This window comes from Streptomyces marokkonensis, assembly GCF_008312835.1.
Classification (GTDB): domain Bacteria; phylum Actinomycetota; class Actinomycetes; order Streptomycetales; family Streptomycetaceae; genus Streptomyces; species Streptomyces marokkonensis_A.
The window spans coordinates 183,780-209,185 of record NZ_VSKS01000005.1 but is presented as its reverse complement, the minus strand read 5'-3'; the positions used below and the strand labels follow the sequence as shown (position 1 = coordinate 209,185).

The 25,406-nt window shown below is 72.5% G+C and carries 24 protein-coding genes, 1 tRNA gene and 1 pseudogene; 10 read left to right on the top strand and 16 right to left on the bottom strand.

Going from position 1 to position 25,406, the window contains the following annotated elements:
* Window positions 1–3: 3 nt before the first annotated feature.
* Genes F1615_RS11390 through F1615_RS11380 form a run of 3 tightly spaced genes read right to left on the bottom strand, consistent with a single transcriptional unit; the run spans window position 4 to window position 3,367 of the window.
* On the bottom strand, window positions 4–888 hold the full coding sequence (locus F1615_RS11390) for an SDR family oxidoreductase (RefSeq protein ID WP_149548788.1): 885 nt from the start codon (window positions 886–888) through the stop codon (window positions 4–6).
* Window positions 885–1,823: an alpha/beta fold hydrolase gene (locus F1615_RS11385; protein WP_149548787.1), complete on the bottom strand. Its 939-nt coding sequence runs from the start codon at window positions 1,821–1,823 to the stop codon at window positions 885–887. Before F1615_RS11385 ends, F1615_RS11390 begins: the two co-directional genes overlap by 4 nt.
* Window positions 1,820–3,367 carry a flavin-containing monooxygenase gene (locus tag F1615_RS11380; protein ID WP_149548786.1) on the bottom strand — a complete coding sequence of 516 codons (1,548 nt, stop codon included), beginning with the start codon at window positions 3,365–3,367 and terminating at the stop codon, window positions 1,820–1,822. Before F1615_RS11380 ends, F1615_RS11385 begins: the two co-directional genes overlap by 4 nt.
* 177 nt (window positions 3,368–3,544) lie before the next feature.
* Here F1615_RS11380 and F1615_RS11375 point away from each other — a divergent pair, with 177 nt between their 5' ends.
* Entirely contained in the window at window positions 3,545–4,165 is a 621-nt protein-coding gene (locus F1615_RS11375; RefSeq protein ID WP_149548958.1) for a MerR family transcriptional regulator, read from the top strand.
* Window positions 4,166–4,179: 14 nt separating this feature from the next.
* Here F1615_RS11375 and F1615_RS11370 read toward each other — a convergent pair whose 3' ends face one another.
* Complete coding sequence (locus tag F1615_RS11370; protein WP_149548785.1) at window positions 4,180–4,689, bottom strand: cupin domain-containing protein; 510 nt, start codon at window positions 4,687–4,689, stop codon at window positions 4,180–4,182.
* A 134-nt stretch (window positions 4,690–4,823) separates the two neighbouring features.
* Between F1615_RS11370 and F1615_RS11365 the strand changes: the two genes are divergently transcribed.
* Window positions 4,824–6,260: a PLP-dependent aminotransferase family protein gene (locus F1615_RS11365; RefSeq protein WP_149548784.1), complete on the top strand. Its 1,437-nt coding sequence runs from the start codon at window positions 4,824–4,826 to the stop codon at window positions 6,258–6,260.
* 127 nt (window positions 6,261–6,387) lie between these two features.
* Here the strand turns inward: F1615_RS11365 and F1615_RS36820 are convergent.
* Both F1615_RS36820 and F1615_RS11355 read right to left on the bottom strand, forming a co-directional pair.
* Window positions 6,388–6,483, bottom strand: a pseudogene (locus tag F1615_RS36820) (carboxymuconolactone decarboxylase family protein); the annotation flags it as partial.
* 121 nt (window positions 6,484–6,604) lie between these two features.
* Entirely contained in the window at window positions 6,605–7,426 is an 822-nt protein-coding gene (locus tag F1615_RS11355; protein WP_149548783.1) for an exodeoxyribonuclease III, read from the bottom strand.
* Between the two features lie 50 nt (window positions 7,427–7,476).
* Here F1615_RS11355 and F1615_RS11350 point away from each other — a divergent pair, with 50 nt between their 5' ends.
* Entirely contained in the window at window positions 7,477–7,956 is a 480-nt protein-coding gene (locus tag F1615_RS11350; RefSeq protein ID WP_149548782.1) for a GNAT family N-acetyltransferase, read from the top strand.
* A gap of 169 nt (window positions 7,957–8,125) precedes the next feature.
* On the opposite strand, the gene F1615_RS11345 is transcribed toward F1615_RS11350, so the two are convergent.
* The 8 genes from F1615_RS11345 to galU form a co-directional block, all read right to left on the bottom strand.
* Entirely contained in the window at window positions 8,126–9,724 is a 1,599-nt protein-coding gene (locus tag F1615_RS11345; protein WP_149548781.1) for an alpha/beta fold hydrolase, read from the bottom strand.
* A 279-nt stretch (window positions 9,725–10,003) separates the two neighbouring features.
* Window positions 10,004–10,077, bottom strand: a tRNA-Ala gene (locus F1615_RS11340).
* A 60-nt stretch (window positions 10,078–10,137) separates the two neighbouring features.
* Window positions 10,138–11,328: a gephyrin-like molybdotransferase receptor GlpR gene (glpR, locus tag F1615_RS11335; RefSeq protein WP_149548780.1), complete on the bottom strand. Its 1,191-nt coding sequence runs from the start codon at window positions 11,326–11,328 to the stop codon at window positions 10,138–10,140.
* Between the two features lie 173 nt (window positions 11,329–11,501).
* Window positions 11,502–12,155 carry a GNAT family N-acetyltransferase gene (locus tag F1615_RS11330; RefSeq protein ID WP_208818290.1) on the bottom strand — a complete coding sequence of 218 codons (654 nt, stop codon included), beginning with the start codon at window positions 12,153–12,155 and terminating at the stop codon, window positions 11,502–11,504.
* 26 nt (window positions 12,156–12,181) lie between these two features.
* Window positions 12,182–12,724, bottom strand: a complete 543-nt coding sequence (locus F1615_RS11325; protein WP_149548778.1) for a MogA/MoaB family molybdenum cofactor biosynthesis protein — start codon at window positions 12,722–12,724, stop codon at window positions 12,182–12,184.
* On the bottom strand, window positions 12,721–13,260 hold the full coding sequence (gene moaC / locus F1615_RS11320; RefSeq protein WP_149548777.1) for a cyclic pyranopterin monophosphate synthase MoaC: 540 nt from the start codon (window positions 13,258–13,260) through the stop codon (window positions 12,721–12,723). Before moaC ends, F1615_RS11325 begins: the two co-directional genes overlap by 4 nt.
* Before the next feature lie 86 nt (window positions 13,261–13,346).
* Window positions 13,347–14,669, bottom strand: coding sequence for a gephyrin-like molybdotransferase Glp (glp, locus tag F1615_RS11315; protein ID WP_149548776.1), 1,323 nt, complete (start codon window positions 14,667–14,669; stop codon window positions 13,347–13,349).
* Window positions 14,666–15,577, bottom strand: coding sequence for a UTP--glucose-1-phosphate uridylyltransferase GalU (gene galU / locus F1615_RS11310; protein WP_149548775.1), 912 nt, complete (start codon window positions 15,575–15,577; stop codon window positions 14,666–14,668). Before galU ends, glp begins: the two co-directional genes overlap by 4 nt.
* Window positions 15,578–15,669: 92 nt before the next feature.
* Between galU and F1615_RS11305 the strand changes: the two genes are divergently transcribed.
* Entirely contained in the window at window positions 15,670–16,284 is a 615-nt protein-coding gene (locus F1615_RS11305; protein WP_149548774.1) for a 5-formyltetrahydrofolate cyclo-ligase, read from the top strand.
* An 80-nt stretch (window positions 16,285–16,364) separates the two neighbouring features.
* Here the strand turns inward: F1615_RS11305 and F1615_RS11300 are convergent, their stop codons facing one another.
* Window positions 16,365–19,199, bottom strand: coding sequence for a penicillin acylase family protein (locus tag F1615_RS11300; RefSeq protein ID WP_149548773.1), 2,835 nt, complete (start codon window positions 19,197–19,199; stop codon window positions 16,365–16,367).
* A gap of 215 nt (window positions 19,200–19,414) precedes the next feature.
* Between F1615_RS11300 and F1615_RS11295 the strand changes: the two genes are divergently transcribed.
* The 6 genes from F1615_RS11295 to mscL all read left to right on the top strand — a co-directional run bounded on the left by F1615_RS11295 (window position 19,415) and on the right by mscL (window position 25,212).
* On the top strand, window positions 19,415–20,971 hold the full coding sequence (locus F1615_RS11295; RefSeq protein ID WP_244328701.1) for a potassium/proton antiporter: 1,557 nt from the start codon (window positions 19,415–19,417) through the stop codon (window positions 20,969–20,971).
* 229 nt (window positions 20,972–21,200) lie between these two features.
* Window positions 21,201–22,487, top strand: coding sequence for an MFS transporter (locus F1615_RS11290; RefSeq protein WP_149548772.1), 1,287 nt, complete (start codon window positions 21,201–21,203; stop codon window positions 22,485–22,487).
* A gap of 67 nt (window positions 22,488–22,554) precedes the next feature.
* A complete protein-coding gene (locus F1615_RS11285; RefSeq protein ID WP_149548771.1) occupies window positions 22,555–22,878 on the top strand; it encodes an FmdB family zinc ribbon protein in 324 nt (107 codons plus the stop codon).
* A 78-nt stretch (window positions 22,879–22,956) separates the two neighbouring features.
* A complete protein-coding gene (locus F1615_RS11280) occupies window positions 22,957–23,799 on the top strand; it encodes an S-methyl-5'-thioadenosine phosphorylase (protein WP_149548770.1) in 843 nt (280 codons plus the stop codon).
* Between the two features lie 213 nt (window positions 23,800–24,012).
* On the top strand, window positions 24,013–24,600 hold the full coding sequence (locus F1615_RS11275) for a hypothetical protein (RefSeq protein WP_244328700.1): 588 nt from the start codon (window positions 24,013–24,015) through the stop codon (window positions 24,598–24,600).
* 138 nt (window positions 24,601–24,738) lie between these two features.
* Window positions 24,739–25,212, top strand: a complete 474-nt coding sequence (mscL, locus tag F1615_RS11270) for a large conductance mechanosensitive channel protein MscL (RefSeq protein WP_149548769.1) — start codon at window positions 24,739–24,741, stop codon at window positions 25,210–25,212.
* Window positions 25,213–25,225: 13 nt separating this feature from the next.
* Here the strand turns inward: mscL and F1615_RS11265 are convergent, their stop codons facing one another.
* Complete coding sequence (locus F1615_RS11265) at window positions 25,226–25,402, bottom strand: hypothetical protein (RefSeq protein WP_149548768.1); 177 nt, start codon at window positions 25,400–25,402, stop codon at window positions 25,226–25,228.
* Window positions 25,403–25,406 lie beyond the last annotated feature (4 nt).

Sequence of the window (25,406 nt, the reverse complement as noted above, 5' to 3'; positions counted from 1 at the left end):
CGATCACTTACGGACCGTAGCGCGATGCTGCTCATCGGCGTTGCCGCCGGCTCCGACCAGCCCCGTGCGGACACCGTCGAGCCGGTCGGCGAACCGCCGCATCTCCCGCTGCCCCACGGTTCCGATGACCGCGGGCAGGTAGCCGCGCACCCCCTGCATGCCCCGCAGCCACCACTGCCCGTACACATGGGCCGACCGCCGCTCGATGCCGGCGACCAGCCGGTCCACCGCGGGTCCCAGCGGATAGGTCTTGTTGGACGGCCACGGCAGCCGCTGCCGCAACTCCCGCATCACGTCGTCCTGGTCGGCGCCGCGCACCATGTCCGTGTCGGTCCACGACAGGTACCCGACGCCCACCTTCACGCCCCGGTACCCGACTTCGGCGCGCAGACTGTGCGCGTACGCCTCCACACCGGACTTGGAGGCGCAGTACGCGGTCATCATCGGCGCGGGGGTGATCGCGGCGAGCGAGGCTATCTGCAGCAGGTACCCGCGGCTCTCGGTGAGCAGCGGCAGGAAGGCCCGCGCGGTGACCGCCGACCCGATCAGGTTGACCTCGATCACCCGCCGCCAGGACTCCGGTTCGGACTCGGCGAACGGACCGCCCGTCGCCACACCGGCGTTGGCGACCACGATGTCGACCCGGCCGAAGCGCTCCCTCACCTCCGCCGCGACCCGGGCCATCGCCTCGTGGTCGGTGACGTCGGCGTACCAGTGGCCGCTGTCGCTGTGCAGCCGCGCGGAGACGTCCTTCAGCGCGTCCGGTTCCAGTCCGACCAGCGCCACCTTCACGCCACGCGCGGAGAGCTTGCGGGCCAGCAACTCCCCGACACCGCGGGCCGCTCCGGTGACGACGGCGACCTTTCCTTCGAGACTGACCCTGCTCATGCGCTCTCCTCGGCGGGTACGGGGCGGTGGGGGGCTGTCACATGGGCGGCGACGAGGTCCCGGATCTTCCCGGTGACCAGGTCCGGCGCCTCGACGGGGGTCATGTGGCCGATCCCGGGCAGTTCGGTGACGCCGAGGCAGTCCGGCAGCGCGGCGGCGAGCGAACGGGCGTGCGCGGGCGGGGTCAGCCGGTCCGCGGCACCGATGACGATCTCGGTGGGTACGCGCAACTCCCGTACCCCGTGGTCGAGGTCGAGCGTGCCGAGGACGAGCGACCAGGCGTGGCGCGCCGCGCGCGGGCAGGCGTGCACGATGCGGGCGCACGCCTCGACCATGTGCGGGGCCGAGGCGGGTCCCATCGTGGCGTACTTGAGGATCCGCCGGGCGAGGGGGGTGACCGGTCCGAGCGGGGCCCGGGATTCGAGCACGCGATGGGTCAGCCAGGTCCGCACCCGGCCGGGCCGCAGCGGCAGCACCGTCGACTCGTCCACCAGCCGCGAACTGCCCGTGCTGCACAGCAGTACGGCGGCGGCGTGCTCGCGGAACGCGGGCCGGCCGGACGCGGCCATCACCGTCATGCCGCCCATGGAGTGCCCGGCGATCACGGCCCGTTCGCCCGGGGCGAGGGCGGCGCCGAGCACGGCCTCCAGGTCGTCGGCGAGCGCGTCCGTGCTGCACGCCGGGCTCGCGGGTGTCCGTCCGTGGCCGCGCTGGTCGTAGGCGATGACCCGGTGGTCGGTGGACAGTGCGCGGATCTGCGCCGCCCAGAAGGCCGTCGAGCAGGTCCAGCCGTGGGCGAGCACCACCGCGGGCGCTCCCTCGGGTCCGTGCACCTCGACGTGCAGCCGGGCGCCGTCGGCGGAGAGGGCGGTCAGTGCGCGGGCGGCGACGGGCGGGGCGTACGGGCCGGAGGTGACGTGGGTCAGGCGGCTCATGCGGTCACCTCGGCGTTCTCCTGGGTGTCCTCCTGGGCGTCCTTCGCCGCGGCCGGGACGTTGCGGAGCACGGCGTACTCGGCGAGGTCGACCCGCCGGGTCTCCCGCCGGAACTCACTCGTCGTACCGGGCCAGATGGTCGTGTTGCGCCCGCTCGCGTCGAGGTACCAGCTGGTGCAGCCGCCGGTGTTCCACACCGTGCGCTTCATCCGCTCCTGCACCCGGTGGTTCCAGGCGCGCACGGCGCTGGGACGGGCGTCGAGGGCGACCCGGCCTCCGAGGACGTCGAGCTGGCGGAGGTAGTCGGCCAGGTAGTTCAGCTGGGACTCGATCATGAGGATCATGGAGGAGTTCCCCAGGCCGGTGTTGGGGCCGATGATCGTCATCCAGTTGGGGAACCCGGCGGCGGCCGCACCGCGCAGGGCCTGCATCCCGCCCGCCCAGGACTCGGCGAGGGTCCTGCCCTCCGCGCCGACGACCCGCTCGGCGATGGGCATGTCGGTGACGTGGAACCCGGTGCCGAACACGATCGCGTCGACCTCGGCCTCACTCCCGTCGGCGCCGACCACGGTCGAGCCGCGCACCTCGCGCAGCCCGCTCGCCACGACGTCGACGTTGGGCTGGGCGAGCGCCGGATAGTAGGTGCTCGACAGCAGGATCCGCTTGCACCCGATGCGGTAGTCCGGGGTGAGCTTGGCGCGCAGGGCCGGGTCCTTGATGGCGCGGCCCATGTTGCGCTTGGCCAGCTGCTCGACGAAGCCGAGCTCGCCCGGGTGCTTGGTGAACGCCTGGACCTGCAACTCCCGTACGCCCCAGAGCAGTCCGCGGCGCAGCTTGGTGGTGAAGGGGAGCGTGCGGTGCAGCGCGCGCTCGGCGCCGCTGATGGGCCGGTCGACGCGGGGCAGGACCCAGGCGGGGGTGCGCTGGAAGAGGGTCAGCCGGGACACGAGCGGCTGGACGGCCGGCACGATCTGGATCGCGGACGCCCCGGTGCCGACCATGGCGACCCGCTTGCCGCGCAGGTCGTAGTCGTGGTCCCAGCGGGCGGAGTGGAAGACCTTGCCGGGGAAGGTGTCGAGCCCCGGGATGTCCGGCAGCTTGGGCTCGGACAGCGGACCGGTGGCGGAGACCACCACGTCCGCGCTGAGATTCCCGCTGCTGGTCTCGATCTCCCACCGCAGCCGCTCGCCGTCCCACGCCATCCGCTTCACCTCCGAGTCGAAGCGGATGTGGGGACGCAGGCCGAAGACGTCGGTGACGTGCTCCAGGTAGGCGCGGATGTGCTCCTGCCCGGAGAAGGAGCGGGGCCAGTCGGGATTGGGCGCGAAGGAGAAGGAGTACAGGTGCGACGGCACATCGCAGGCGCACCCGGGATAGCTGTTGTCGCGCCAGGTGCCGCCGACGCTGCCCGCCCGCTCCAGGACGACGAAGTCGGTGATCCCCTCGCGCCTCAGCCGCACGGCGGCCCCGAGCCCGCCGAATCCCGATCCGACCACCGCCACCCGCACGTGCCGGTGCTCCTGTTCGTGCTCGTGCTCGGCCATCCCGAAGCCTCCACGCATCGCTCAGAACCCTGCCAGTGAACACTGGCGCAATGGGGAGAGTAGAGCAGCTCCGTACTGATGGGTAGGGGGCACGCGAGGAAACTTACCGCCGGTACGCCCTAGGCTTCAGGAGTGGCAGAAGACAGCGAGGGACCCGGTGAGCGGCGCGAGTACCGCATGGAGGAGCTGGCCAGGCTGGCCGGCATCACGGTGCGCACGCTGCGGTTCTACCGCGAACGCAAGCTGATCCCGCCGCCCCGCCGCGAGGGCCGTATCGCCTGGTACGACGACCACCACCTGGCCCGGCTGCGCACGATCACGGCGCTGCTGGAGCGGGGACACACCCTCAACGGCATAGCGGAACTGGCCGAGGCCTTCGACCACGGCCGCGACGTCGGCGAACTCCTCGGCGTGGACACCCCCACCGAGGAGACCCCGGTCCGCCTCACCCCCGAGGAACTCGCCGACCACTTCTCGGGCGAGGTCACCCCGGAGAACCTGGCCGCCGCGCTGGACCTCGGCTACCTCGGCGTCGACGGCGAGGAGATCGTGCACATCAGCCGCCGCCTGCTCGACGTGTCCTCGGCCCTGGTCCGCGAGGGCATCCCGCTCGCGGAGGTGCTCCGCGCCGGCGCGGAGGTCCGCACCCACGCCGACGTCCTGGCCGACCTCTTCGCCGCCCTGATCCTGCGCCACGCCCCGGAGGAAGCCGTCCACCGCCTGCGCCCGCTGGCCCGCAGCGTGGTCGACGCGGAACTGTCCCTGGCCCTGGACCGGCGCCTGCGCACGCGGGACTGACGGCCGCCGGGCAGTCACTCGCCGGCGAGCTCCGCCTGCCAGAGAGGGCTGGCGCAGTAGTGGTTGTCGTACCGCTCGGAGCCGGCCTTGATGTCCTCGACGGTGGCCTCCCCCCGGTACACGCGCTCCAGCAGACGGTAGTAGTCGAAGCGCTCCACGCCGGGGGTGAAGACGACCAGGACGTCGGCCTCCTCGCCTCGCGCCGGGGCGAAGGCGTGCGGCAGTCGCGGCGGCACCGTCACGAGGTCGCCCGGCTCCAGGGTGACGATCCGGTCGTCGAGCAGCACCCGCAGACCGCCGCCGAGGACGAAGAACATCTCGGTCATCCTCGTGTGGAAGTGCGCGGGGGCACCCGGGGAACCCTTGCGCAGGGTGGCCCGGTTGGCCGTCAGCGCCCCCTGCGTCCGGGAGGAGTCGGCGAGCAGGGTGATGAGGCTGGTGGCCCCGTCCTGCAACGTCTCGGCGGAGGCGGCACGGACGAGAACGGGGTCGGTGGACGCGTTCAAGGGTCTCTCCTCGGGCATGGTCGGCTGCGACGGCGAGGAGCGGACCCGCACGGTTGCCCCGGGCCGTCTCCGGCCCCGGCCCCGCGCCGGGCCCCCGTTCCTCGTGACCACCACGCTACGGAGGCGAAAGACCCCGCGTAGGGTGCATTCCCATGGCGGATTCATGGGTCAATCCGGCCGAGCGCGTCGGCGGCGACCTCCACCTGGACCTGGACACGTCCGGAGGCGGCAGCCGCCGCGCCGTGCTCGGGCGCGCGCTGCGCGAGGCGATGGCGGAGGGGCGGCTGGCACCGGGCACCCGGCTCCCGCCCTACCGGTCGCTCGCCGCCGACCTCGGGCTGGCCCGCAACACCGTCGCCGAGACCTACGCCGAACTCGTCGCCGAAGGCTGGCTGGTCGCCCGCCAGGGGTCGGGGACGCGGGTGGCGCCCAGGGCGACGCCGGCCGCTTCCCCGCGCGTACCCAAGCCGGTGCCGGTCCGCCCGGAGCCGCCCGCCCACAACCTGCGCCAGGGCCTGCCGGATGTCTCCTCCTTCCCCCGTGCGGCCTGGCTGGCCGCCGCGCGGCGGGCACTGAACGCGGCCCCCAGCGAGGCGTTCGGGCCCGGTGATCCCCGAGGACGGCCCGAGCTGCGACGCGCCCTCGCCGGCTACCTGTCCCGCGTGCGGGGCGTGCGCACCAGCCCCGAGACGATCGTCGTGTGCTCGGGTGTCGCGCACGCCCTGAGGCTGCTCTTCGGCGGGAAGGTACTGCGCGGCCCCCTGGCCGTGGAGTCCTACGGGCTGCCGTTCCACCGGTCGGTCCTGGAGGCCGCCCAGGTGCGGACCGTGCCTCTGACGCTGGACGAGCACGGGGCCCGCACCACGGAGCTGTTCACGCTGAAGGGGGTACGGGCGGCGCTGCTCACCCCCGCCCACCAGTTCCCCACCGGAGGGCCGCTCCACCCCGAGCGGCGGGCCGCCGCGGTGGACTGGGCGCGCGGGAGCGGAGGCGTGCTGCTGGAGGACGACTACGACGGGGAGTTCCGCTACGACCGGGAGCCGGTGGGCGCCGTCCAGGGACTCGATCCGCAGCGCGTCGTGTACCTCGGCTCGCTCAGCAAGAGCCTCTCCCCCGCGCTGAGGCTGGGGTGGATGGTGCTGCCGGACCACCTGGTGGAACCCGTGCTGCGGGCCAAGGGCGCGCGCGAGGCGTGGGCCGGTGTCACGGACCAGCTGACACTCGCCGCTTTCATCGAGTCGGGCCACTACGACCGGCACATCCGCCGGAGCCGGCAGCGCTACCGGGACCGCAGGGACCGTCTGGTCGCCCTGCTCGCCCGCCGGGCGCCGCACGTCGCACCCACCGGCATCGCCGCCGGGCTGCACGCGGTGCTGCGCCTCCCGCCCGGCATCGAACGGCCGGTGACCAAGGCCGCGGCCTTGCAGCGCGTCGCCGTGGACGGGCTCGCCGGCTTCCGTCACCCGGCCGCCACCATGCCCGCGTACGACGGCCTGGTCGTCGGCTACGCCGCACCTCCCGACCACGCCTTCGGCGCGGCGCTCGACGCCCTCTGCGGCATCCTTCCCCCGCCGCCCGAGGGGGACTGACGGCCGCGTCGGCGGGAAGGACGGGCGGACCCGTGGTGACCCCGGTCAGCCGTCCCGCAGGTCCCCGGCCGCCTCCCGCGGCGGTGCGGGCGCGGGTCGCGTACCGGCGCTCACCGGCGGGTGCCCCGCCGGCCGCTGCCCGGCACCTTGGCCGTGCTTGGCTCTCCCCCGCCTCGCGGGCGTCGGAGGTGTGCGGGTGCAGGCAGTAGTCGCAGCCGTTGAGCTGCGAGGACCGGCTCGTCCGTCATGGCCACGACGCTACGATCGTGAAGGACCCGGCAGAGGGCGTTCCGGTGCCCGGATCACGGGTCGATCCACAGGTCGATCGGCCCTGCTCCCGCTGCTCAGCCCGCGCCGGCGGGAACGCCGTCGAAGACCACCGTCACCGGCGCGTGGTCCGACCAGCGCTCGGCGTGCGTGGCGGCGCGCTCCACGTACGCCTTGACCGCGCGGCCCGCGAGCCCGGGGGTCGCCACGGCGAGGTCGATCCGCCACCCCGTGTCGTTGTCGAAGGCCCGGCCGCGGTACGACCACCAGGTGTACGGCCCGTCCACGTCCGGGTGCAGCGCCCGGACCACATCCACGTAGCCGCCGTCGGCCGGGTCGAGGACCCGGGACAGCCACTCCCGCTCCTCCGGCAGGAACCCCGAGTTCTTGGTGTTCCCGCGCCAGTTCTTCAGGTCGGCCTTCTCATGGGCGATGTTCCAGTCGCCGCAGACGACGACCTCCCGCCCGTCGGCGGCGGCCCGCTCCCGCAGCCCTTTGAGGTGGACCAGGAACTGATCCATGAACCGGACCTTCTCCTCCTGCCGCTCGGTACCGGCCTCCCCGGACGGCAGGTAGAGCGAGGCGACGGTCACCCCCGGCAGATCCACTTCCACGTACCGCCCGCTGCCGTCGAACTCCTCCGACCCGAACCCGATCCGCACGCGGTCGGGCTCACGCCGGGTGTACAGGGACACCCCCGCACGCCCCTTCGCCGCGGCGGGAGCGTGCACCACGTGCCACCCCTCGGGCTCCCGCACCCGCTCCGGCAGCTGCCCGGCCTCCGCCCGCACCTCCTGCAGACACAGCACATCGGCGGAGGTCCCGGCCAGCCACTCCACGAATCCCTTCTTGGCGGCGGCCCGCAGTCCATTGACGTTGACAGAGGTCACAGTGAGCATCAGGGCACGATACGACACAGCACGTCCGGGCGTGTTTTACGGTGTTCGGCATGGATATCCGCCGGGTCCCCTACGACCACCCCGACGCCGTGAAGCTGGACGCCGAAGTCCAGGCCGAGTACCACGTCCGCTACGGCGACGGCGGCGACGCCACCCCCATGGACCCGGCGGACTTCACGCCCCCGAACGGCGTCTACCTGATCGCGTACGACGAGGCCGGGGTCCCCGTGGCCTCCGGCGGCTGGCGCGCCCAGGACGCCAACGGCGAGGGCAACCGCGACGGCGACGCCGAGCTCAAGCGCATGTACGTGATCGAGCAGATGCGCGGCCGGGGCCTGGCCCGCCGCATCCTGGCCGCCCTCGAGGAGGACGCCCGCGCCGCCGGCCGCGTCCGCATGGTCCTGGAGACCGGCACCAAGCAGCCGGAGGCCATCGCCCTGTACGCCTCCAGCGGCTACGAGCCCTGCGAGAAGTTCGGCTACTACCGCTGCCACGAGGAAAGCCGCTGCTACGCCAAGCAGCTGCGGTAGAGCGCACCAGGGGCGCCCGCGTCCGCGTTCCGCAACTCCCGGTACGAGGTCCCCGCGGAGGTGAGGTCCGATCCGGCCCCGCGGAAGCGGGCGAACAGCCTGGTGGCGTTCCGGCGCGCCTCGCACACCGGCCCGGGACGCCGTCGTGCCGTCCCGGGCCCTGCGGTGCTCAGAAGCGGCTGACCATTCCGGGGATGCCCCGAGGTGTGGGAAGCGGCGGAGGGCTGACGCCCCAGCGCTCGTGCGCCGCCCCGGCGGCCCGGCAGGTCGTGTCCTTCGCCGGCAGTCTGCCGGTGGTCAGGTAGGTGGTGGCCGTCTTGTCGGCGCACGACTTGGTCCCGTAGACGCCGTGTCCGACACCTCCCACGACGGTGACCATCTTCGCCCCCTTCAGCGCACGGCGCAGGCCCTGCGCGCTGGTCAACGGCGTCTGGGGGTCCCACTCGTTCTGCAGGATCAGCGCGCGGACCTTGTTGTTGACCGCGGTCGCGGGCTCGCTGCCCTTCTTCCTCCAGAAGGCGCACGGCTTGATGTGGGAGGCGAAGTCGCCGTAGAGCGGGTACGTGGCCTTGTCCCGGACGGCGTCGTCGCGGTATCGCCCGGGATCGCGGGGCCAGTTGCGGGTGTCGGCGCAGACGACGGTCCAGAAGCCGGCATCGCCGTTGTCCTCGGGCACCTCACCGAACGACGGCGGAAGCGGCGTGGGCGTGGTGTGCTGCCGACGCGTGGACCGCGGCTTCTTCTCGGCGGCCTTCTTCAACTCGACGACCCACTCGGCCGCGTAGCGCACGCTGAAGAACATGGTGCGGCCGCCGGAGCGGATGTCGTCTCCGGTGGTCAGGACGTCGTCGAAGTCGATGGGCTTGCGGTCGGCCCGCGCGACCAGGTCGTAGAAGGTCTTGCGGACCGCCTCGGGAGTCCTGCCCAGCTTGTACGTGGAGTCGCGCTCGGCGGTCCACTCGGCCCACCTCGTGAAGGCCGGCTCGGCGCCCTCGGCCCATACCTGGATCATGCCGCGCCAGACCCGGGCCGGGTCGACCGCGCTGTCCAGCACGAAGCGGTCGGAACGCTTCGGGAACATCTGCGTGTAGACCGCGCCGAGGTAGGTGCCGTAGGAGTACCCGAGGTAGGAGATCTTCTTCTCGCCGAGTACGGCACGGATCACGTCCATGTCCCGGGCGGTGTTCCGGGTGGTGATGTGGCGCAGCCTGTCGCCCTGCCGGGCATCGCACTTCTCGGCGAAGGTCCGGGCCCACTTCACGTCCTTGGTGAACGTCCCGGGCTTGTAGGGCCGTTCCCAGTTCAGCTCCCCGGTCGTCAGGCCGCAGCCGACGGGGGAGCTCCGGCCGATGCCTCGCGGATCGAAGCCGACCAGGTCGTACTTCGCCTTCACGGCCTTCGGCAGTTCGCTCGCCAGGTACTGCGGCATGTCGACACCCGGCCCGCCCGGACCCCCCGGGTTGAGCAGGAGCACACCGCGGCGTTCCTTCTTGGTGCTCGTCTTCATCTTCGATATCGCGAGGCTCAGCTTCTTGCCGCCGGGGCGGCGGTAGTCGAGCGGCACCTTGATCGTGGCGCACTGGAGGGAAGCGGGCATCGCCTTGTCGCAGCGATGCCAGGCGGGTCTCTGCTCGAGGTACTGGCTGAGGGGGTTCTCCGCGGCCGACGCCGTGGCCGGGGTCAGCGCGGGAACCAGCGTGGCGACGGCACTGGCCGCCACCAGGAGGGCTGTTCGACTGCTTCGCACGTGGATGAGCGCCCTTTGCATCTGTCGCGTACAGGACGCACTCACCCTTCCGTGCAGGGGAGTTGGGCGAATCCCTCGCCGAGGCGGAGTTTCTCCGACCCCTGGCGGACGGGTTGCGGGACAGATGGTCCTCGAGTCGCACAACCGCGAACGGGTCCGAGGCATCTTGTTCAAGTAGGCCTGGGCGGCACGGTCCGGGCCCGGCCACGACCCCGCGCGAGGCGACCTCCTCGCCGCCCCCCGGCGCACACACGTCGAAGCCCCGGCCGGGATATCCCGGCCGGGGCTTCGAGCTGTGCGTGGACCTGAGGGGATTTGAACCCCTGGCCCCCTCGATGCGAACGAGGTGCGCTACCGGACTGCGCCACAGGCCCTTGCAACGAGTGAAACTTTAGCATCCCGATCGGGGTGCTCGGAAATCCGTTGACCGGGGGCTACTCGTTGGCGGCCTTCGGACGCTCGCCGTCCTCGTACTGGTCGAAGAGGGGGGTGCGGCCGCGCTCGCGGGAGCGGCGGGCCGAGGCCGCGCGGCGGGCGTCGCTGCGCTCGTCGGCGGGGACGGGGTCCGGGTCGGCCTCCTCGGCCGGGGCCGCCTCCTCGGCCGGTACCGCGCTCGAGCGGGCCGAGCTCCAGGTGTCCGGTGCGCCCAGGTCCACGTCGCTGGTGGCGCGCGGGGCGACCGGGGCGGTCACGTACGTCGGGAGCGGCACCGGGACGGGGTCCCAGCTGTCGCCGCCCTGGCCGGGGCGCCGCTGCCGCTCGCGCTGCTGGTCGACCCACTCGGCGTGATCGGTCTGCTCGACGAGCGCGCGCCGGTCCGCGGCGAGCGCGGTGAGACCCGGGTCGGCGACGACTCCGGCTTCCGGCCCCTCCGGTTCGTCGGGGTCGGCCTCGTCGACGGACGGGCGGCGGCGCGGCTGGCGTTCGCGCTCGCGCAGCCGCTGCGCGGCGACCTCGGCCTGGCGGCGGTCCATCTGGTAGGCGAAGCGGCGGCGTTCCTGGGAGCGCAGGTACGCGATGTACGCGCTCAGCAGCACGGCCGGCACCCCGGGCGCCCAGAGGAAAGCCAGTCCGCCGACCGCCGCGACGACCGCGCCGAGCGTGAAGGCGAGGAAGAGGAGCGTGGTGGTGCGCCGACGGCGGGCCAGCACCTTCGTGCGCCGGGCTCGCGCGGCGGCGGCCTGCGCCGCACGCACCTCGGAGGGCCGGCGGGCGGTCGGGACGCGTCCCGGCACGACGGCCGGTTCGGGCACCGGACGCCGTCCCACGTGCTCGCGGGCCGGCCGGCCGGGCGCCGGTTCCGCCGGCTCCTCGGGGGGTGACGGTACGGGCGCCTGGGTCTGCGGACGGGTCTGGGACACGGCGAAGGCCCGGACGTCCACCGAGTCGGTGATCGCATCCGGGTCGTGGGCGCCCTGCTCCCCCTCGTCGGCGGAGCGCGCCTGCAGGTCCTTGGCGTACCGGCGCTCCATGCCCGCCCGTCCGGACAACAATCGGATGGCGGTGCTGAAGCGTTCCGTGGGACGGGCCTCGTTCAGCTCGTCCTGCCTACGGAGCCACATCGGCACCAAGTAGGCGGCCCAGGCCCCGACAATGACTGCGTAGATGAGGCCGCTGCTGCTCACGCCTCACACGGTAGAGGGGTTTGGACGGGGCCATCCGCCAATTGGGCCGGTGTGTCGCACGATCTGGCTGATATTTCGAACTTTTTTTGTGACGGATGCGATCAGACAGCCACTCGAACCCGGAAATTCCGTACCCGCAGGCGGTCACCCGTCGCATTAATTCGAACGTTTATTCAATTTCCTGGTCCGTGCGGGATTCCCCGGTTGCGCCGGTCGTGTCCGGGCAGCTCCTGGCCGGACCGCTCCCGAGAGCGTGCCCGGTGCCAGCGGGCGAGCAAACCGCCGGGGACCTCCTCCGCCGTGAGCGCGAAGACGAGATGGTCCCGCCAGGCCCCGTCGATGTGGAGATATCGGGGCCGCAGCCCCTCCTCGCGGAATCCGAGTTTCTCCACCACTCTGCGGCTCGGCCCGTTCTCCGGGCGAATGCAGACCTCGATGCGGTGCAGTCCGACCGTGCGGAAACAGTGGTCCACTGCCATCGCCACGGCCGTCGGCACCACTCCCCGCCCCGCCACGGACTCGTCCACCCAGTACCCGACATGGCCCGAGCACATGGAGCCCCAGGTGATCCCTGCGACGGTCAACTGGCCGACCAGACGCCCCTGGTACTCGATGACGAACGGCAGCATCCGGCCGGCGCTCGCCTCCGAGCGGAGGTGGCGGACCATCTGACGGTAGGTCGGGCGGTGCGTGACCGGGCCGCTGGGCGTGGGCGGCGGGATCGTCGCCTCCCAGGGCCGCAGCCAGTCGCGGTTGCGCCGGTTGACCTCGCGCCAGGCCTTCTGGTCGCGCAGCTTTATCGGCCGGAGGACGATGTCGCCGTCCACCAGCTCGACCGGCCAGTGTGGGCTGTTCAGCTCGCACCCCCGCCACTGGCGTCCGGCCTCGGGTGGTCACCGCCGCGCAACTGGTCCACGGCGTGCTTCAGCAGCGGCTCCAGGACGGCCAGGCCGTCCTTCACCCCGCCGCTGGACCCGGGCAGGTTGACGATCAGGGTCCGGCCCGCGACCCCGGCGACGCCCCGGGAGAGAGCGGCCGTGGGCACCTTGTCCCGGCCGTACGCCCGGATGGCCTCCGCGATGCCGGGGACCTCGTGGTCGATCACCCGGCGGGTCGCCTCGGGGGTGCGGTCGGTGGGCGAGATGCCGGTGCCGCCGGTGGTCACGACGACGTCGTACCCGGCGTCGGCGCCCGCGCGCAGGGCGGCCTCGACGGGGTCACCGTCGGGGACCACCTGAGGCCCGTCGGCCGCGAAACCGAAGCGCCGCAGGCCCTCCGCGACCAGCGGGCCGCCCTTGTCCTCGTAGACACCGGCGGCGGCCCGGTTGGAGGCCGTGACCACCAGCGCGCGGTACGGCTCGCGCGGCGCGCCGCCGGCCGTCGCGTCGGGTGTCATGCCCGGCTCCAGTCGCCCGACTTGCCGCCCGTCTTCTCCTCCACCCGTACGTCCGTGATGACCGCCCCCTTGTCGACCGCCTTGACCATGTCGATCACGGTGAGCGCGGCGACCGTCACCGCGGTGAGCGCCTCCATCTCGACGCCCGTGCGGTCCGTCGTCTTCACGGTCGCCGCGATCTCCACGGCGTCGTCCGCGACCGACAGGTCCAGTTTCACACCGGAGACCGACAACGGGTGGCACAGCGGGATCAGGTCGGGGGTGCGTTTGGCGCCCATGATGCCCGCGATGCGCGCGGTGGCCAGCGCGTCACCCTTGGGGACGCCCTCGCCGCGCAGCAGCTCGATCACGCGCGGGGCGACGAGGACGCGGCCGGTGGCCCGCGCGGTGCGGGCGGTGACGTCCTTGGCGGACACGTCGACCATCCGGGCGGCGCCCGCCGCGTCGATGTGGGTCAGACGGGACTGCCCGGAGGATCCGGCGGGCTCGGAGGGTTCGGAGGGTCCGGGGGTGGCCCCCCGGGATGGCACGGTCATGATCGTGTGGCGCTCCCGGTCCTGGCCCGTCGCGGTGCGGCGCACGGGCCTGCTGTGCGCGACACGGTACCGCCAACGGGCGGCGCTCAGCCGAGCAGGACCACCTCGACCTCGGTGCCGGGCGGGACGGACTCGGTGTCCTCCGGGACGACGATCAGGGCGTTGGCCTGCGCGAGGGCCGCCACGAGGTGCGATCCGGCGCCGCCCACCGGCGTCACCGTGCCGTCGGCGCAGCGGCCGCGCAGGAACTGGCGGCGGCCCTTCGGCGAGGTCAGCGCCCGGCCCGCGGTGAGCTCCGCGCGGACCCTCGGCCGGTGCACGTCCGTCAGGCCCATCAGGGTGCGGATGGCGGGGCGGACGAACAGCTCGAAGGAGACGTAGGAGGAGACCGGGTTGCCGGGCAGGGCGAGCAGCGGCGTGTGGTCGGGGCCGATGGAGCCGAAGCCCTGGGGCTTGCCCGGCTGCATGGCGAGCCGGCGGAAGTCGACGCCGCTGCCGGGCTCGTCCTCGTCCGCCGCGTACGACAGCGCCTCCTTGACGACGTCGTACGCCCCCACGCTCACCCCGCCGGTGGTGACCATCAGGTCGGCGCGGACCAGCTGGTCCTCGATGGTGTCCCGCAGGGTCGCGGCGTCGTCGGCGACGGCGCCCACGCGGTAGGCGATCGCCCCGGCGTCCCGCGCGGCGGCGGTCAGGGCGAAGCTGTTGGAGTCGTAGATCTGACCCGGGCGCAGTTCCTCGTCGGGCTGGACCAGTTCGCTGCCGGTGGAGAGCACCACCACGCGCGGGCGCGGGCGCACCCGGACCGTACCGCGGCCGATGGCGGCCAGCAGGGAGATCTGCGGGGGGCCGAGGACGGTGCCGGCCTCCAGGGCGCGGTCACCGGCCCTGACGTCGCTGCCCTTGGCTCGCACGTGCGCGCGGGCCCCGGCCGGGCGGTACACGTTCACCAGCCCGGTGGCGCCCTCGGGGGCCAGGCTGCGGGCGCGCATCCCGGTGGCCGGACCCTCGCCGAGGCCGCCGTCGGTCCACTCGACGGGGACGACCGTCTCGGCGCCGGGCGGGAGCGGTGCGCCCGTCATGATGCGGGCGGCCTGGCCGGGGCCGACGTGGAGGAGGTCGGCCTGACCGGCGGCGACGTCCCCGACGACCTCAAGGGCCGCCGGGTACTGCTCACTGGCGCCCGCGATGTCCGCGACCCGCACCGCGTACCCGTCCATGGAGCTGTTGTCGAACGGGGGCAGGGACACCGGCACCGTGATGTCCTCCACCAGGACGCAGCCCTGGGCGTCGAGGAGGTTCAGCTCGATGGGTTCGAGGGGACGGACGGTCGCGAGGATGTCGTCCAGGTGCTCGTCCACCGACCAGAGGTGGTCCGGGCCTGCGGTGCGGGGCGCGGCGGTGCTCAACGTTGCTGCATCTCCTCGGTGACGTAACGGTGGAGCCAGGTCCGGAAGTCCGGGCCGAGGTCCTCACGTTCGCACGCGAGCCGGACAATGGCACGCAGGTAGTCGCCGCGGTCGCCGGTGTCATAGCGGCGGCCCTTGAAGACGACGCCGTGGACCGGGCCGCCGATCTTCTCGTCGGCCACGAGCTGCTGGAGGGCGTCGGTGAGCTGGATCTCGCCGCCGCGGCCGGGCTCGGTCTTGCGCAGTATGCCGAAGACGGCCGGGTCGAGGACGTAGCGGCCGATGATGGCGTAGTTCGAGGGCGCGTCCTCGGGGGCGGGCTTCTCGACCAGGCCGCCGATCTTCACGACGTCGGAGTCCGCGGTGGTCTCGACGGCGGCGGAGCCGTAGAGGTGGATCTGCTCCGGAGCCACCTCCATGAGCGCGATGACGCTGCCGCCGTGCTGCTGCTGGACGTCGATCATGCGCTGGAGCAGGAGGTCGCGCGGGTCGATCAGGTCGTCACCGAGGAGGACGGCGAAGGGCTCGTGGCCGACGTGCGGGGCGGCGCACAGCACGGCGTGGCCGAGGCCCTTGGGGTCGCCCTGGCGCACGTAGTGCATGGTGGCCAGGTCGCTGGACTCCTGCACCTTGGCCAGGCGGCCGGCGTCGCCCTTCTTCTGGAGGGCGGACTCCAGCTCGTAGTTGCGGTCGAAGTGGTCCTCCAGCGGGCGCTTGTTGCGGCCCGTCACCATGAGGACGTCGTCGAGACCGGCGGAGACGGCCTCTTCGACCACGTACTGGATCGCCGGCTTGTCGACGACCGGCAGCATCTCCTTGGGAGTGGCCTTGGTGGCCGGCAGGAACCGGGTGCCGAGACCGGCTGCGGGGATGACAGCCTTGCTGATCCGAGGGTGTGACTGTGACATGGCGGACACCATATCCGGTGCCTTTGCAGGGAATCTGTGACTCCGGTTAATTACTGCTCATATGAGCATATTGGAACGGTACGGGTACAGACTTGAGACACAACGACCGCGCGGACGAGTCTGACAAGCGGGTGCTACGACGCCAAATCCTTCAGGTGAGGAACGGCTTGACGGCGGATGACGTGCGGGAACGCGCGACCGCCCTGGCCCGGCAGGCGCTCGCGCTGCCCGAACTCGAGCACGCGCGCACGGTGGCGGCGTACGTCTCCGTGGGGAGCGAACCCGGCACGCTCGCGCTGCTGGACACGCTGCGCGCGCGGGGCGTACGCGTCCTCCTGCCCGCGCTGCTGCCGGACAACGACCTCGACTGGGGCGCATACACCGGGCAGGGCTCCCTCGCACGGGTGCGGCACGGCGGCCGCATGGCCCTGTTCGAACCGGCCGGCGAACGCCTCGGACCGGACGCCGTCACGGAGGCGGACGCCGTCCTGCTGCCCGGACTGGCCGTCGACGCGCGCGGGATGCGGCTCGGGCGCGGCGGAGGCTCGTACGACCGTGTCCTCGCCCGGCTGGACCGCGCGGGCGCGCATCCGGCTCTGGTGGTCCTGCTGTACGACCGCGAGGTCGTCGCGGACGTCCCCGGGGAACCGCACGACCGGCCGGTGCACGCGGTGGTGACACCGTCCGGGGTACGGCGGTTCGGCTGACCCGCTGAGGCACCCCCGGGCACGCGATCGGCCTCCACGCGCGCGCGTGGAGGCCGATGAGGGCGGTGGGCCGGCCGGGATCAGGGCTTGAGCAGCAGGGTGTCGCTCGTGCTGTCCTGGACCGCCTTGTCCGAGAACGGCCACTCCAGCAGCTCGCCCTCGGCCCACTTGTCCGTCTGGTCGACGTAGTGGGCGCTGTAGGCGTGCCCGGAGGCGCCGGTGAGGTTGATCCAGCGCGACTTGTCGAGGTCGCCGAGGTTGACCACCATCCGCATGGACGGCACCCACACGACCTCGTAGCCGCCGGCCGCGTTCCAGCCGGTCGCGTTGACCGTCGCCTCGCCGCCGCCGAGCTTCCACGGGCCGCGGTTGAGGGCGTACTGCAGGAAGCCGGGGCCCTCGGTGCCGAGCGTCTGGTTCTTCAGGAACAGGCGGTGCAGCCGGCCCCAGCTCCAGGAGTCGATGTCCTTGCCGAGCTTGGCGGTCAGCTCCCAGCGGGCATCGATCATGGCCCGCTTGAACAGCTCGTCACGGTTGTCGGCGCCGGGACGGGTGCCCCTCTTGGGCGTCGTCCACCACTCGCTGTCCTTGTCGTCCTTCAGCTGGCGGACCACCTCGAACCAGCGGTCGCCGCCGTCCGGCTGCGCCTGGTCGGCGGCGCGCCGGCCGCACTCGCGGACCTTGCCCGCCTCGTCGGCGGGGCCGGTGGTGTTGACCGGGTCGACCCACAGGCACTGGCCCTCAACCCGCAGCTCCTTGGGCAGCTTGTGACCGAAGGCGAGCTTGAGGACGTTGCGCCACACGGCGTTGAAGTAGGCGGCGGCGGCCGAGTCGGCGTCCTGGGTGTAGTCCCAGCCCTCCAGCAGCTTCTGCGCCTCGCGCACGGCCTTGTCGCCGGTGTCGATCTTCAGCAGGTCGGGCACCAGCAGCCTGGCGACGGAGCTCGAGTTGTCGAGCTGCATCTGCCGCATGTCCTCGGTGGAGATCTTGCCGCCGTCCTTGATCTTCGACTGGATCAGGTCGGTGATGCGCTGGCTGCGGGCGCCGTAGCCCCAGTCCGTGGTCAGCGTGTAGGGGTAGTCCTCGCCGACGACGGCCTGGTTGGCGGTGACGATGTAGCCGCGCTTCGGGTCGAACTCGAAGGGCAGCGCGTCCTGCTCGATCCAGCCGGTCCACTTGTAGTCGGCGTTCCAGCCCGGGGCGGGGACGGAGCCGTCGTGCTTCTCCGCGCGGGTGGGGATCTTCCCGGGCAGCGTGTAGCCGATGTGGCCCTCGGTGTCCGCGTAGACCAGGTTCTGCGACGGCACCTCGAACAGCGCGGCCGCCTCGCGGAAGTCGTCCCAGTCCTTCGCGCGGTTGATGGCGAAGACGGAGTCCATCGTGCGGCCCGGGTCCAGCGCGGTCCAGCGCAGCGCGACGCCGTAGCCGTCACCCCGGTCGGGGGCCGAGCTGTCGACGGTGGCCTTCTTGCCGGTCCTCACCAGTTCGTCGGAACGGTCCGACAGCAGCGGGCCGTTGTTGGTCTCGCGGACGACGATCTTCTGCGCCGTGCCGCCGGCGACCTCGATGGTCTCCTCGCGGGTCTCGAACGGCACGACCTTGCCGTCGTACTGGTAGCCGTCGCCGGTGATCTTCTCCAGGTAGAGGTCGGTGACGTCGACGCCGGAGTTGGTCAGGCCCCAGGCGATGTCCTGGTTGTGACCGATTATGACGCCGGGCATGCCCGCGAAGGTGTAGCCGGTGACGTCGTACTGGCACGTGGCCGAGACGCTGCGGCAGTGCAGGCCCATCTGGTACCAGACGGACGGCAGCGCGGCCGACAGGTGCGGGTCGTTGGCGAGCAGCGGCTCGCCGGTGATGGTGTGGTCACCGGAGACGACCCAGGAGTTGGAGCCGATGCCGTCGCCGTTGACGCCGACGGCGGTGGGCAGGTCCCGCATGACCTCCTGGAGGCCCGTGAGCTGGCTCTCCAGGGCGGAGCCACCGGTGCCGGTGCCGGTCCCGGTGCCTGAGCCGGTGCCCGTCCCCGTGCCGGTGCCGGTGCCGGTGCCCGTACCGGTCCCGGTTCCGGTGCCTGAGCCAGTGCCGGTTCCCGTGCCGGTCCCGGTGCCGGTACCCGTCGCCCCGCCCTGGTCGTACGCCCCGGTGAGCTCGTTGTACTGGCCCTCCTGGATCACCGGCTTGTTCCTGCTGTACGGGTACGCCGGGTACAGGTCGGCGATCTGCTTCGGGCCGAGGCGGCTGGTCATCAGCGCGCGGTCGATCTCGTCCTGCATGTTGCCGCGCAGGTCCCAGGCCATCGCCTTGAGCCAGGCCACGGAGTCGACCGGCGTCCACTCACCGGGCCTGTAGTCGTTCTCGAAGCCCAGCGCCGCGTACTCCAGGGAGATCTCCTTGCCCTCCTTGCCCTCCAGATAGGCGTTGACCCCCTTGGCGTACGCCTGGAGGTACTTCTTCGTGGCGGGGGAGAGCTTCTTGTCGTACTCCTCCTTGGCGACCCGGTCCCAGCCCAGGGTGCGCAGGAACTCGTCGTTGTCGACCTGGCCCTTGCCGAACATCTCCGACAGGCGCCCGGCGGTCATGTGCCGGCGCACGTCCATCTCGTAGAACCGGTCCTGCGCCTGGACGTAGCCCTGCGCCATGAACAGGTCCTCGTCGGAGGAGGCGTAGATCTGCGGGATGCCGTGGCCGTCGCGCTTGACGTCGACGGTCCCCGACAGGCCCTGGAGCGTGATCGAGCCCTTGGTCTGCGGGAAGGAGGCGCGCACGGTGCTGACGGACCAGTACCCCCCGTAGGCGACACCGCCGATCAGGGCCAGCACGAGGACGAGCACGATCAGACGGGCTTTGCGCCCTTTCTTCCTGCCGGACTTGCCGGCCTGCTGACCCGTGGAGGCGGTGGTGTCGGTGGGCATCGCTGTCCTTGCTGTCCTAACGCGAGCGGCAGGTCGGGCTGTGCTTTTAACTGAGCGCTGGAGCAACGATAGGCGCAGGGCTCCGCGCGCCTTGACGCGGAGTCGGGAACCAGCCCGGACGGACGTTCGATCTTGCCCTCGCGAGCGTCAAGAAAGCGTCAAGAGTTAGGTAAGGTAACGAAGTAGTTTGCCGCGGAAGCGGTGGATCGCATGCGATGTACGTGAGCTCACGCGCGGTGCGCCTGAGCCAGGGAAGGGAACGGCCGCTGACTGTCCACCACCTCAACCAGCTCCTGCTCGTCTGTTCGATCGTCCTGCTGGTCGCCGTCGCCGCGGTCCGGATCTCCTCGCGCAGCGGGCTCCCCGGCCTGCTCGTCTACCTGGGCATCGGTGTCGCCATCGGCCAGGACGGCATCGGCGGCATCCAGTTCGACAACGCCGAGCTGACGCAGGTCATCGGATACGCGGCCCTCGTCGTGATCCTGGCCGAGGGTGGTCTGGGGACCAAGTGGACCGAGATCAGACCGGCTCTGCCCGCCGCCTCCGCGCTCGCGCTGGCCGGAGTCGCGGTGAGCGTCGGGGTCACGGCGGCCGCGGCGCACTTCCTGACCGGACTGGAGTGGCGGCAGTCGCTCATCATCGGGGCCGTGGTGTCGTCGACCGACGCGGCGGCCGTGTTCTCGGTGCTGCGGAGAGTACCGCTGCCCGCGCGGGTGAGGGGCACGCTGGAGGCCGAGTCCGGCTTCAACGACGCGCCCGTCGTCATCCTGGTCGTCGCCTTCTCCACGGCGGGACCGGTCGAGCACTGGTACGTGCTGGTCGGCGAGATACTGCTGGAGCTGGCCATCGGCGCCGCCGTCGGACTCGCGGTGGGCTGGCTGGGTTCCCTGGGGCTGCGGCACGTGGCGCTGCCCGCCTCCGGCCTCTACCCGATCGCCGTGACGGCCATCGCCGTCGCCGCCTACGCGGTCGGCGCGATCGCCCACGGCAGCGGATTCCTCGCCGTCTACCTGGCCTCGATGGTGCTGGGCAACGCCAGGCTGCCGCACTGGCCCGCCACGCGCGGTTTCGCCGAGGGGCTCGGCTGGATCGCCCAGATCGGCATGTTCGTCCTGCTCGGCCTGCTGGTCACCCCGCACGAGCTGGGCGACGACATCGTGCCCGCACTGGTCATCGGGCTGGCGCTGACCATGGTGGCCCGGCCGCTGAGCGTGGTGCTGTGCCTGGTGCCGTTCCGGACGCCGTGGCAGGAGCAGACGCTGATGTCCTGGGCGGGGCTGCGCGGCGCCGTGCCCATCATCCTGGCGACGATCCCGATGGTGGAGGGCGTCGAGGCGAGCGAGAAGATCTTCAACATCGTCTTCGTCCTGGTCGTCGTCTACACCCTTATCCAGGGCCCGACGCTGCCCTGGCTGGCCCGCACGCTGCGCCTGGGCGGGGACCCCGGCGCCGCCGACCTCGGCATCGAGTCGGCTCCCCTGGAGCGGCTCAGCGGACATCTGCTGTCGGTCGCCATCCCCGCCGGGTCGAAGATGCACGGCGTGGAGGTCGGCGAGCTGCGGCTGCCGGCCGGATCCGCCGTCACCCTGGTCGTCCGGGAGGGGACGTCCTTCGTGCCGCTGCCGTCGACGGTGCTGCGCCGCGGGGACGAACTGCTCGTCGTCGCCACCGACCCGGTGCGGGACGCCGCCGAGCGGCGCCTGCGCGCGGTCGGGCGGGGCGGCAAGCTGGCCGGCTGGCTGGGCACCGGTGAATCGCAGGCGGAAGGCTGAGAAGGTGCTCCTTTTCACAGAAGCACAAGCCCCCGATCCCTGTATTATGCAAGCGACCCCAGATCGAACCAACTCTGCCTGACGCAGAGCTGGCGCGACCGTATGGCGGCCGGAACGCCCTGAGCTGTGGCGCCGGTATCCACCGCAGTCAGCGCAAGAGGACAGCTCTCGGCGCACCCGCCCGACCCGGCGCGGGCCCGCGCTACCAGGTGGCAGAAAGGCACGGGCCGTGGCATCCACGGTCACCACGTCGAAGGACCCGGCGGCCACCTCCCGTCCGGGATACGGCCGGCTGCTGCGCACGCGCGGCGCGTGGACGTTCCTCCTCCCCGGCTTCGCGGCACGCCAGCCGTTCGCGATGCTCACCCTCTCCATCGTGCTGCTGGTGCAGCACACCACCGGCTCGTACGGGGCGGCCGGCGCCGTCGCCGCCGTCACCGGTGTCGCCATGGCCCTGTTCGCCCCCTACAGCGGCCGCCTCGCCGACCGCCACGGGCAGCGCGCCGTGCTGGTGCCCGGTGTCCTGGTGCACGCGGTGTCCGGCCTCACCCTCACCGCGCTGGCGCTGACCGACGCACCCCTGTGGGCGCTGTTCGCCGCCGCCGTGCCGACGGGCGCCTCGGTGCCGCAGATCGGCCCCATGGTGCGCGCCCGCTGGGGCGTCAGGCTCAAGGGCTCCCCCCTGATGGCGACCGCGGCGGCCTTCGAGTCCGTCACCGACGAGCTCACCTTCGTCGTCGGACCGCTGCTGGCCACGGCCCTGTGCACGGCCGTCGACCCGGCCGCCGGTCTGGTCACCGAGGCCGCGCTGACCCTGATCGGCGGACTGCTGTTCGCGGCCCAGAAGGGCACGCAGCCCCGGGTGGCCCGCGACGGGCACGCGCGCGTGGAGCAGGTTCCCGCGCTGCGCGTCCCGGGCGTGCGCGTGCTGATCGTGACCTTCCTCGGTATCGGTTCCGTCTTCGGCGGCATGCAGGTCTCGCTGGCCGCGTTCAGCGAGTCGATCGGCAACCCCGGGCTGAACGGCGTCCTCTACGGCGTCTTCGCCGCGGGCAACATGCTCGCCGGCATCGCCTGCGGCGCGATCGCCTGGAAGACCGCCCCGCAGCGGCGCCTGATCCTCGCCTACGCGGCGCTCGCGCTGACCGCGTCCGCCCTGTGGACCGCCCACTCGGCGCTGCCACTGGCCGGGCTCGGCCTCCTGGTCGGCATGTGCATCGCACCCGCCCTGATCACCGGCTACACGCTGGTGGAGAGCCTGGTGCCGGCCGGGGCCCGCACCGAGGCCTTCACCTGGCTGACCGGCGCCGTCGCGCTCGGCCAGGCCGCGGCCGTCACGGTCGCCGGTCAGCTGGAGGACCGCCTCTGGGACGGCGCCGGGTTCCTGGTGCCGATGGCCGGTACGGTGCTCGCCCTCGTGACGCTGCTGGCGCTGCGATCGCGGCTGGTAACGAGCCCGCGCGGGCGCACCGTGGCGCGTGGCGTGGGTCACCGCGAGCCCGTCGCAGTGGACTGAGCCCACGGAATACGTCACTATGGACCGTCGTTAGCACTCATCGAGTGAGAGTGCCAGGAGGAAGACAGTGCCGACCTACCAGTACCAGTGCACCGAGTGCGGCGAGGGCCTCGAGGCGGTGCAGAAGTTCACCGACGACGCCCTGACCGAGTGCCCCGACTGCCAGGGCCGCCTGAAGAAGGTCTTCTCTGCGGTCGGCATCGTCTTCAAGGGCTCCGGTTTCTACCGCAACGACAGCCGCGGCTCCTCGTCGAGCAGCTCGCCGGCGTCGTCCAAGGCCTCCGGCACCGCCTCCGCTTCCTCGTCCTCCTCCTCGGACTCCGGTTCCGGTTCGAGCTCGTCGTCCGGTTCGTCCGGCTCAGGCAGCTCCGCCGGCACCACCGCCGCGTAGCGCCGAACATCTAGGGGACCTCGTCGTCGTCCGACGACGGGGTCTTCGGCGTATCCGGCGGCGGCTAGGGTGCGGAGCATGGCGAACATGGCGAAGGCCGAGATCGGCGTGATCGGCGGCTCCGGCTTCTACTCCTTCCTCGACGACGTGACCGAGGTCCAGGTCGACACCCCCTACGGGGCGCCCAGCGACTCCCTCTTCCTCGGCGAGGTGGCCGGGCGCCGGGTCGCCTTCCTGCCCCGGCACGGACGCGGTCACCATCTGCCGCCGCACCGCATCAACTACCGCGCCAACCTCTGGGCACTGCGGTCGGTCGGCGCGCGCCAGATCCTCGGGCCGTGCGCGGTGGGCGGCCTGCGGCCCGAGTACGGGCCGGGCACGCTGCTGGTGCCGGACCAGCTCGTGGACCGCACCAAAGCCCGGGTGGGCACGTACTTCGACGGGCTGCCGCTGCCCGACGGCACCGTGCCGAACGTGGTCCATGTGTCCCTGGCCGACCCCTACTGCCCCACCGGGCGGGCGGCCGCACTGAAGGCGGCGCGCGGCCGGGACTGGGAGCCGGTGGACGGCGGCACGCTGGTCGTGGTGGAGGGGCCGCGCTTCTCCACCCGCGCCGAATCGTTGTGGCACCGTGCGCAGGGCTGGTCGGTGGTGGGCATGACCGGCCACCCCGAGGCGGTCCTCGCCCGCGAGCTGGAGCTCTGCTACAGCTCCCTGACCCTGGTCACCGACCTCGACGCCGGCGCCGAGACCGGTGAGGGCGTCTCCCACGACGAGGTGCTGCGGGTGTTCGCGGCCAACGTGGACCGGTTGCGGGGCGTGCTGTTCGACGCGGTGGCCGCGCTGCCGGCGACCGCGGAACGGGACTGCCTGTGCTCATCGGCGCTGGGCGGTATGGACCCGGGGTTCCCGCTGCCGTAGCCGCAGGGGAGGCCGTAGGCGCGCGAGAGGCCGCAGCAGCGCGAGAGGGCGTAGCCGCGCGAGAGGCCGCAGCCGCGCGAGAGGCGGAGCGCCCCGTTCGGGTGGGCGGGTTCTCCACAGGGCCGTGAGGCGTCCACAGGGCCCGGCGGGCCGGGGCCGGGGGCCTCATCGTGGGAGCCGCAAGCCGGTCCCTCGTCGCAGGTGGTGGTCTCCGTGTCCCGTCGTCCCTCCTCGCTGTGCTCCCCCTCCCCCGCCGTTCCCGGCCCGCCCGGGGCCGACGTCCCTCCCCCGTGCGAGGTGCCGCACTTCGCTCCGGTCCGGGTGCGGGCCGGTCTGCCCCTGGCGGGCCGGCTCGTACGGCACCGGAGGCGGGCCGTGGCGGCCGGTCTCGCGGTCACGGCGGCGGCGCTCGTCGCGGCGGGCCCCCGAGACGCCGACCGGTCGCGCGGGCATCCCGGCGGGTCCCCTGCCGCCCGGGCCGCCCCGGCGTCCCCGGGAGACCGCCCCGTACGGCCGCGGCGCGCGGGGACGACGGTGACGGCGCCGGTGCGGATCGCCGACGCGGCGACGGTGCGGCTGCTGCGGCCGGGCGACCGGGTGGACGTGATCGCCGCCGAGGAGACCGCGTCCGGCGGCGAGGCGCGTGTGGTCGCGCGCGGGGCACGGGTGACCGAGGTGCCGGAACCGGCGGACGGAGCGGGCGACGGCGGGGCGCTGGTCGTGCTGGCGGTGCCGCGCGCCACCGCGGCCGGGCTGGCGGGCGCGAGCGCCACGGCCCGGCTGGCGGTGACGCTGTGGTGAGCGCCGCCCTCCCGGACCCGGCCCGCCGTCCCTCGGGCCCGTGGGGCGGACGCCGCGACTGGACAGGCCCGCACGGGTGTGACGTAGGTTGCGGAGCGCTTTCCTCCGCACCCGGCGCACGAGAAATGAGGCCTCCACGTGAGCGACCAGGAGAAGACGAGCGTCCTGCAGGGCTTCAAGGCCTTCCTGATGCGTGGCAACGTCGTCGATCTGGCCGTGGCGGTCGTCATCGGCGCCGCCTTCACCAACATCGTCAACTCCGTCGTGAAGGGCGTCATCAATCCGCTGGTGGGTGCGTTCGGCACGAAGGACCTGGACAGCTACAGCTCCTGCCTCAAGGGCCCCTGCGAGGGCACCGGGGACGCCGCGACCGGCGTCAGCATCCTGTGGGGCTCGGTCCTCGGCGCGACGCTGCAGTTCGTGATCACCGCGGCGGTCGTCTACTTCCTGATGGTGCTGCCCATGGCGAAGTACCTGGCCCGGGTGGAGGCCCGCCGCAAGGCGAAGGAGGGCGCGCGCGAGGTCGTCGAGATCACCGAGCTGGAAGTCCTCAAGGAGATCCGCGACACCCTCGTGGCGCAGCGCGGCCCGGGAGGACGGGGCGAGCGCTAGGCGCTTCGCCGGCTCAGAGGTGGTGGGGCGGCTTCTCGTCGAGGAAGCGCTTGAGATCGGCGGCGCCGTCCCCGGACGGGCGCTCGCCCCACCCGCGGTCCGTGTCGTCCGCGGACCGCTGGTCCAGCGGGTCGTCGAAGACCAGCGCGGGCTTCTGATCGCGCGGCGAGGGGTCGGGGGCGGTACTCATGACC

Coding starts and splice junctions, on each gene's coding strand:
- F1615_RS11365 (WP_149548784.1), top strand. CDS start 4,824: ATGGCGGATTCATGGGTCAATCCGGCCGAGCGCGTCGGCGGCGACCTC.
- F1615_RS11385 (WP_149548787.1), bottom strand. CDS start 1,823: ATGAGCCGCCTGACCCACGTCACCTCCGGCCCGTACGCCCCGCCCGTC.
- F1615_RS11325 (WP_149548778.1), bottom strand. CDS start 12,724: ATGACACCCGACGCGACGGCCGGCGGCGCGCCGCGCGAGCCGTACCGC.
- F1615_RS11390 (WP_149548788.1), bottom strand. CDS start 888: ATGAGCAGGGTCAGTCTCGAAGGAAAGGTCGCCGTCGTCACCGGAGCG.
- galU (WP_149548775.1), bottom strand. CDS start 15,577: ATGTCACAGTCACACCCTCGGATCAGCAAGGCTGTCATCCCCGCAGCC.
- F1615_RS11370 (WP_149548785.1), bottom strand. CDS start 4,689: ATGCCCGAGGAGAGACCCTTGAACGCGTCCACCGACCCCGTTCTCGTC.
- F1615_RS11280 (WP_149548770.1), top strand. CDS start 22,957: ATGGCGAACATGGCGAAGGCCGAGATCGGCGTGATCGGCGGCTCCGGC.
- F1615_RS11345 (WP_149548781.1), bottom strand. CDS start 9,724: ATGCAAAGGGCGCTCATCCACGTGCGAAGCAGTCGAACAGCCCTCCTG.
- moaC (WP_149548777.1), bottom strand. CDS start 13,260: ATGACCGTGCCATCCCGGGGGGCCACCCCCGGACCCTCCGAACCCTCC.
- F1615_RS11295 (WP_244328701.1), top strand. CDS start 19,415: ATGTACGTGAGCTCACGCGCGGTGCGCCTGAGCCAGGGAAGGGAACGG.
- F1615_RS11300 (WP_149548773.1), bottom strand. CDS start 19,199: ATGCCCACCGACACCACCGCCTCCACGGGTCAGCAGGCCGGCAAGTCC.
- F1615_RS11265 (WP_149548768.1), bottom strand. CDS start 25,402: ATGAGTACCGCCCCCGACCCCTCGCCGCGCGATCAGAAGCCCGCGCTG.
- F1615_RS11375 (WP_149548958.1), top strand. CDS start 3,545: ATGGAGGAGCTGGCCAGGCTGGCCGGCATCACGGTGCGCACGCTGCGG.
- F1615_RS11350 (WP_149548782.1), top strand. CDS start 7,477: ATGGATATCCGCCGGGTCCCCTACGACCACCCCGACGCCGTGAAGCTG.
- F1615_RS11355 (WP_149548783.1), bottom strand. CDS start 7,426: ATGCTCACTGTGACCTCTGTCAACGTCAATGGACTGCGGGCCGCCGCC.
- F1615_RS11380 (WP_149548786.1), bottom strand. CDS start 3,367: ATGGCCGAGCACGAGCACGAACAGGAGCACCGGCACGTGCGGGTGGCG.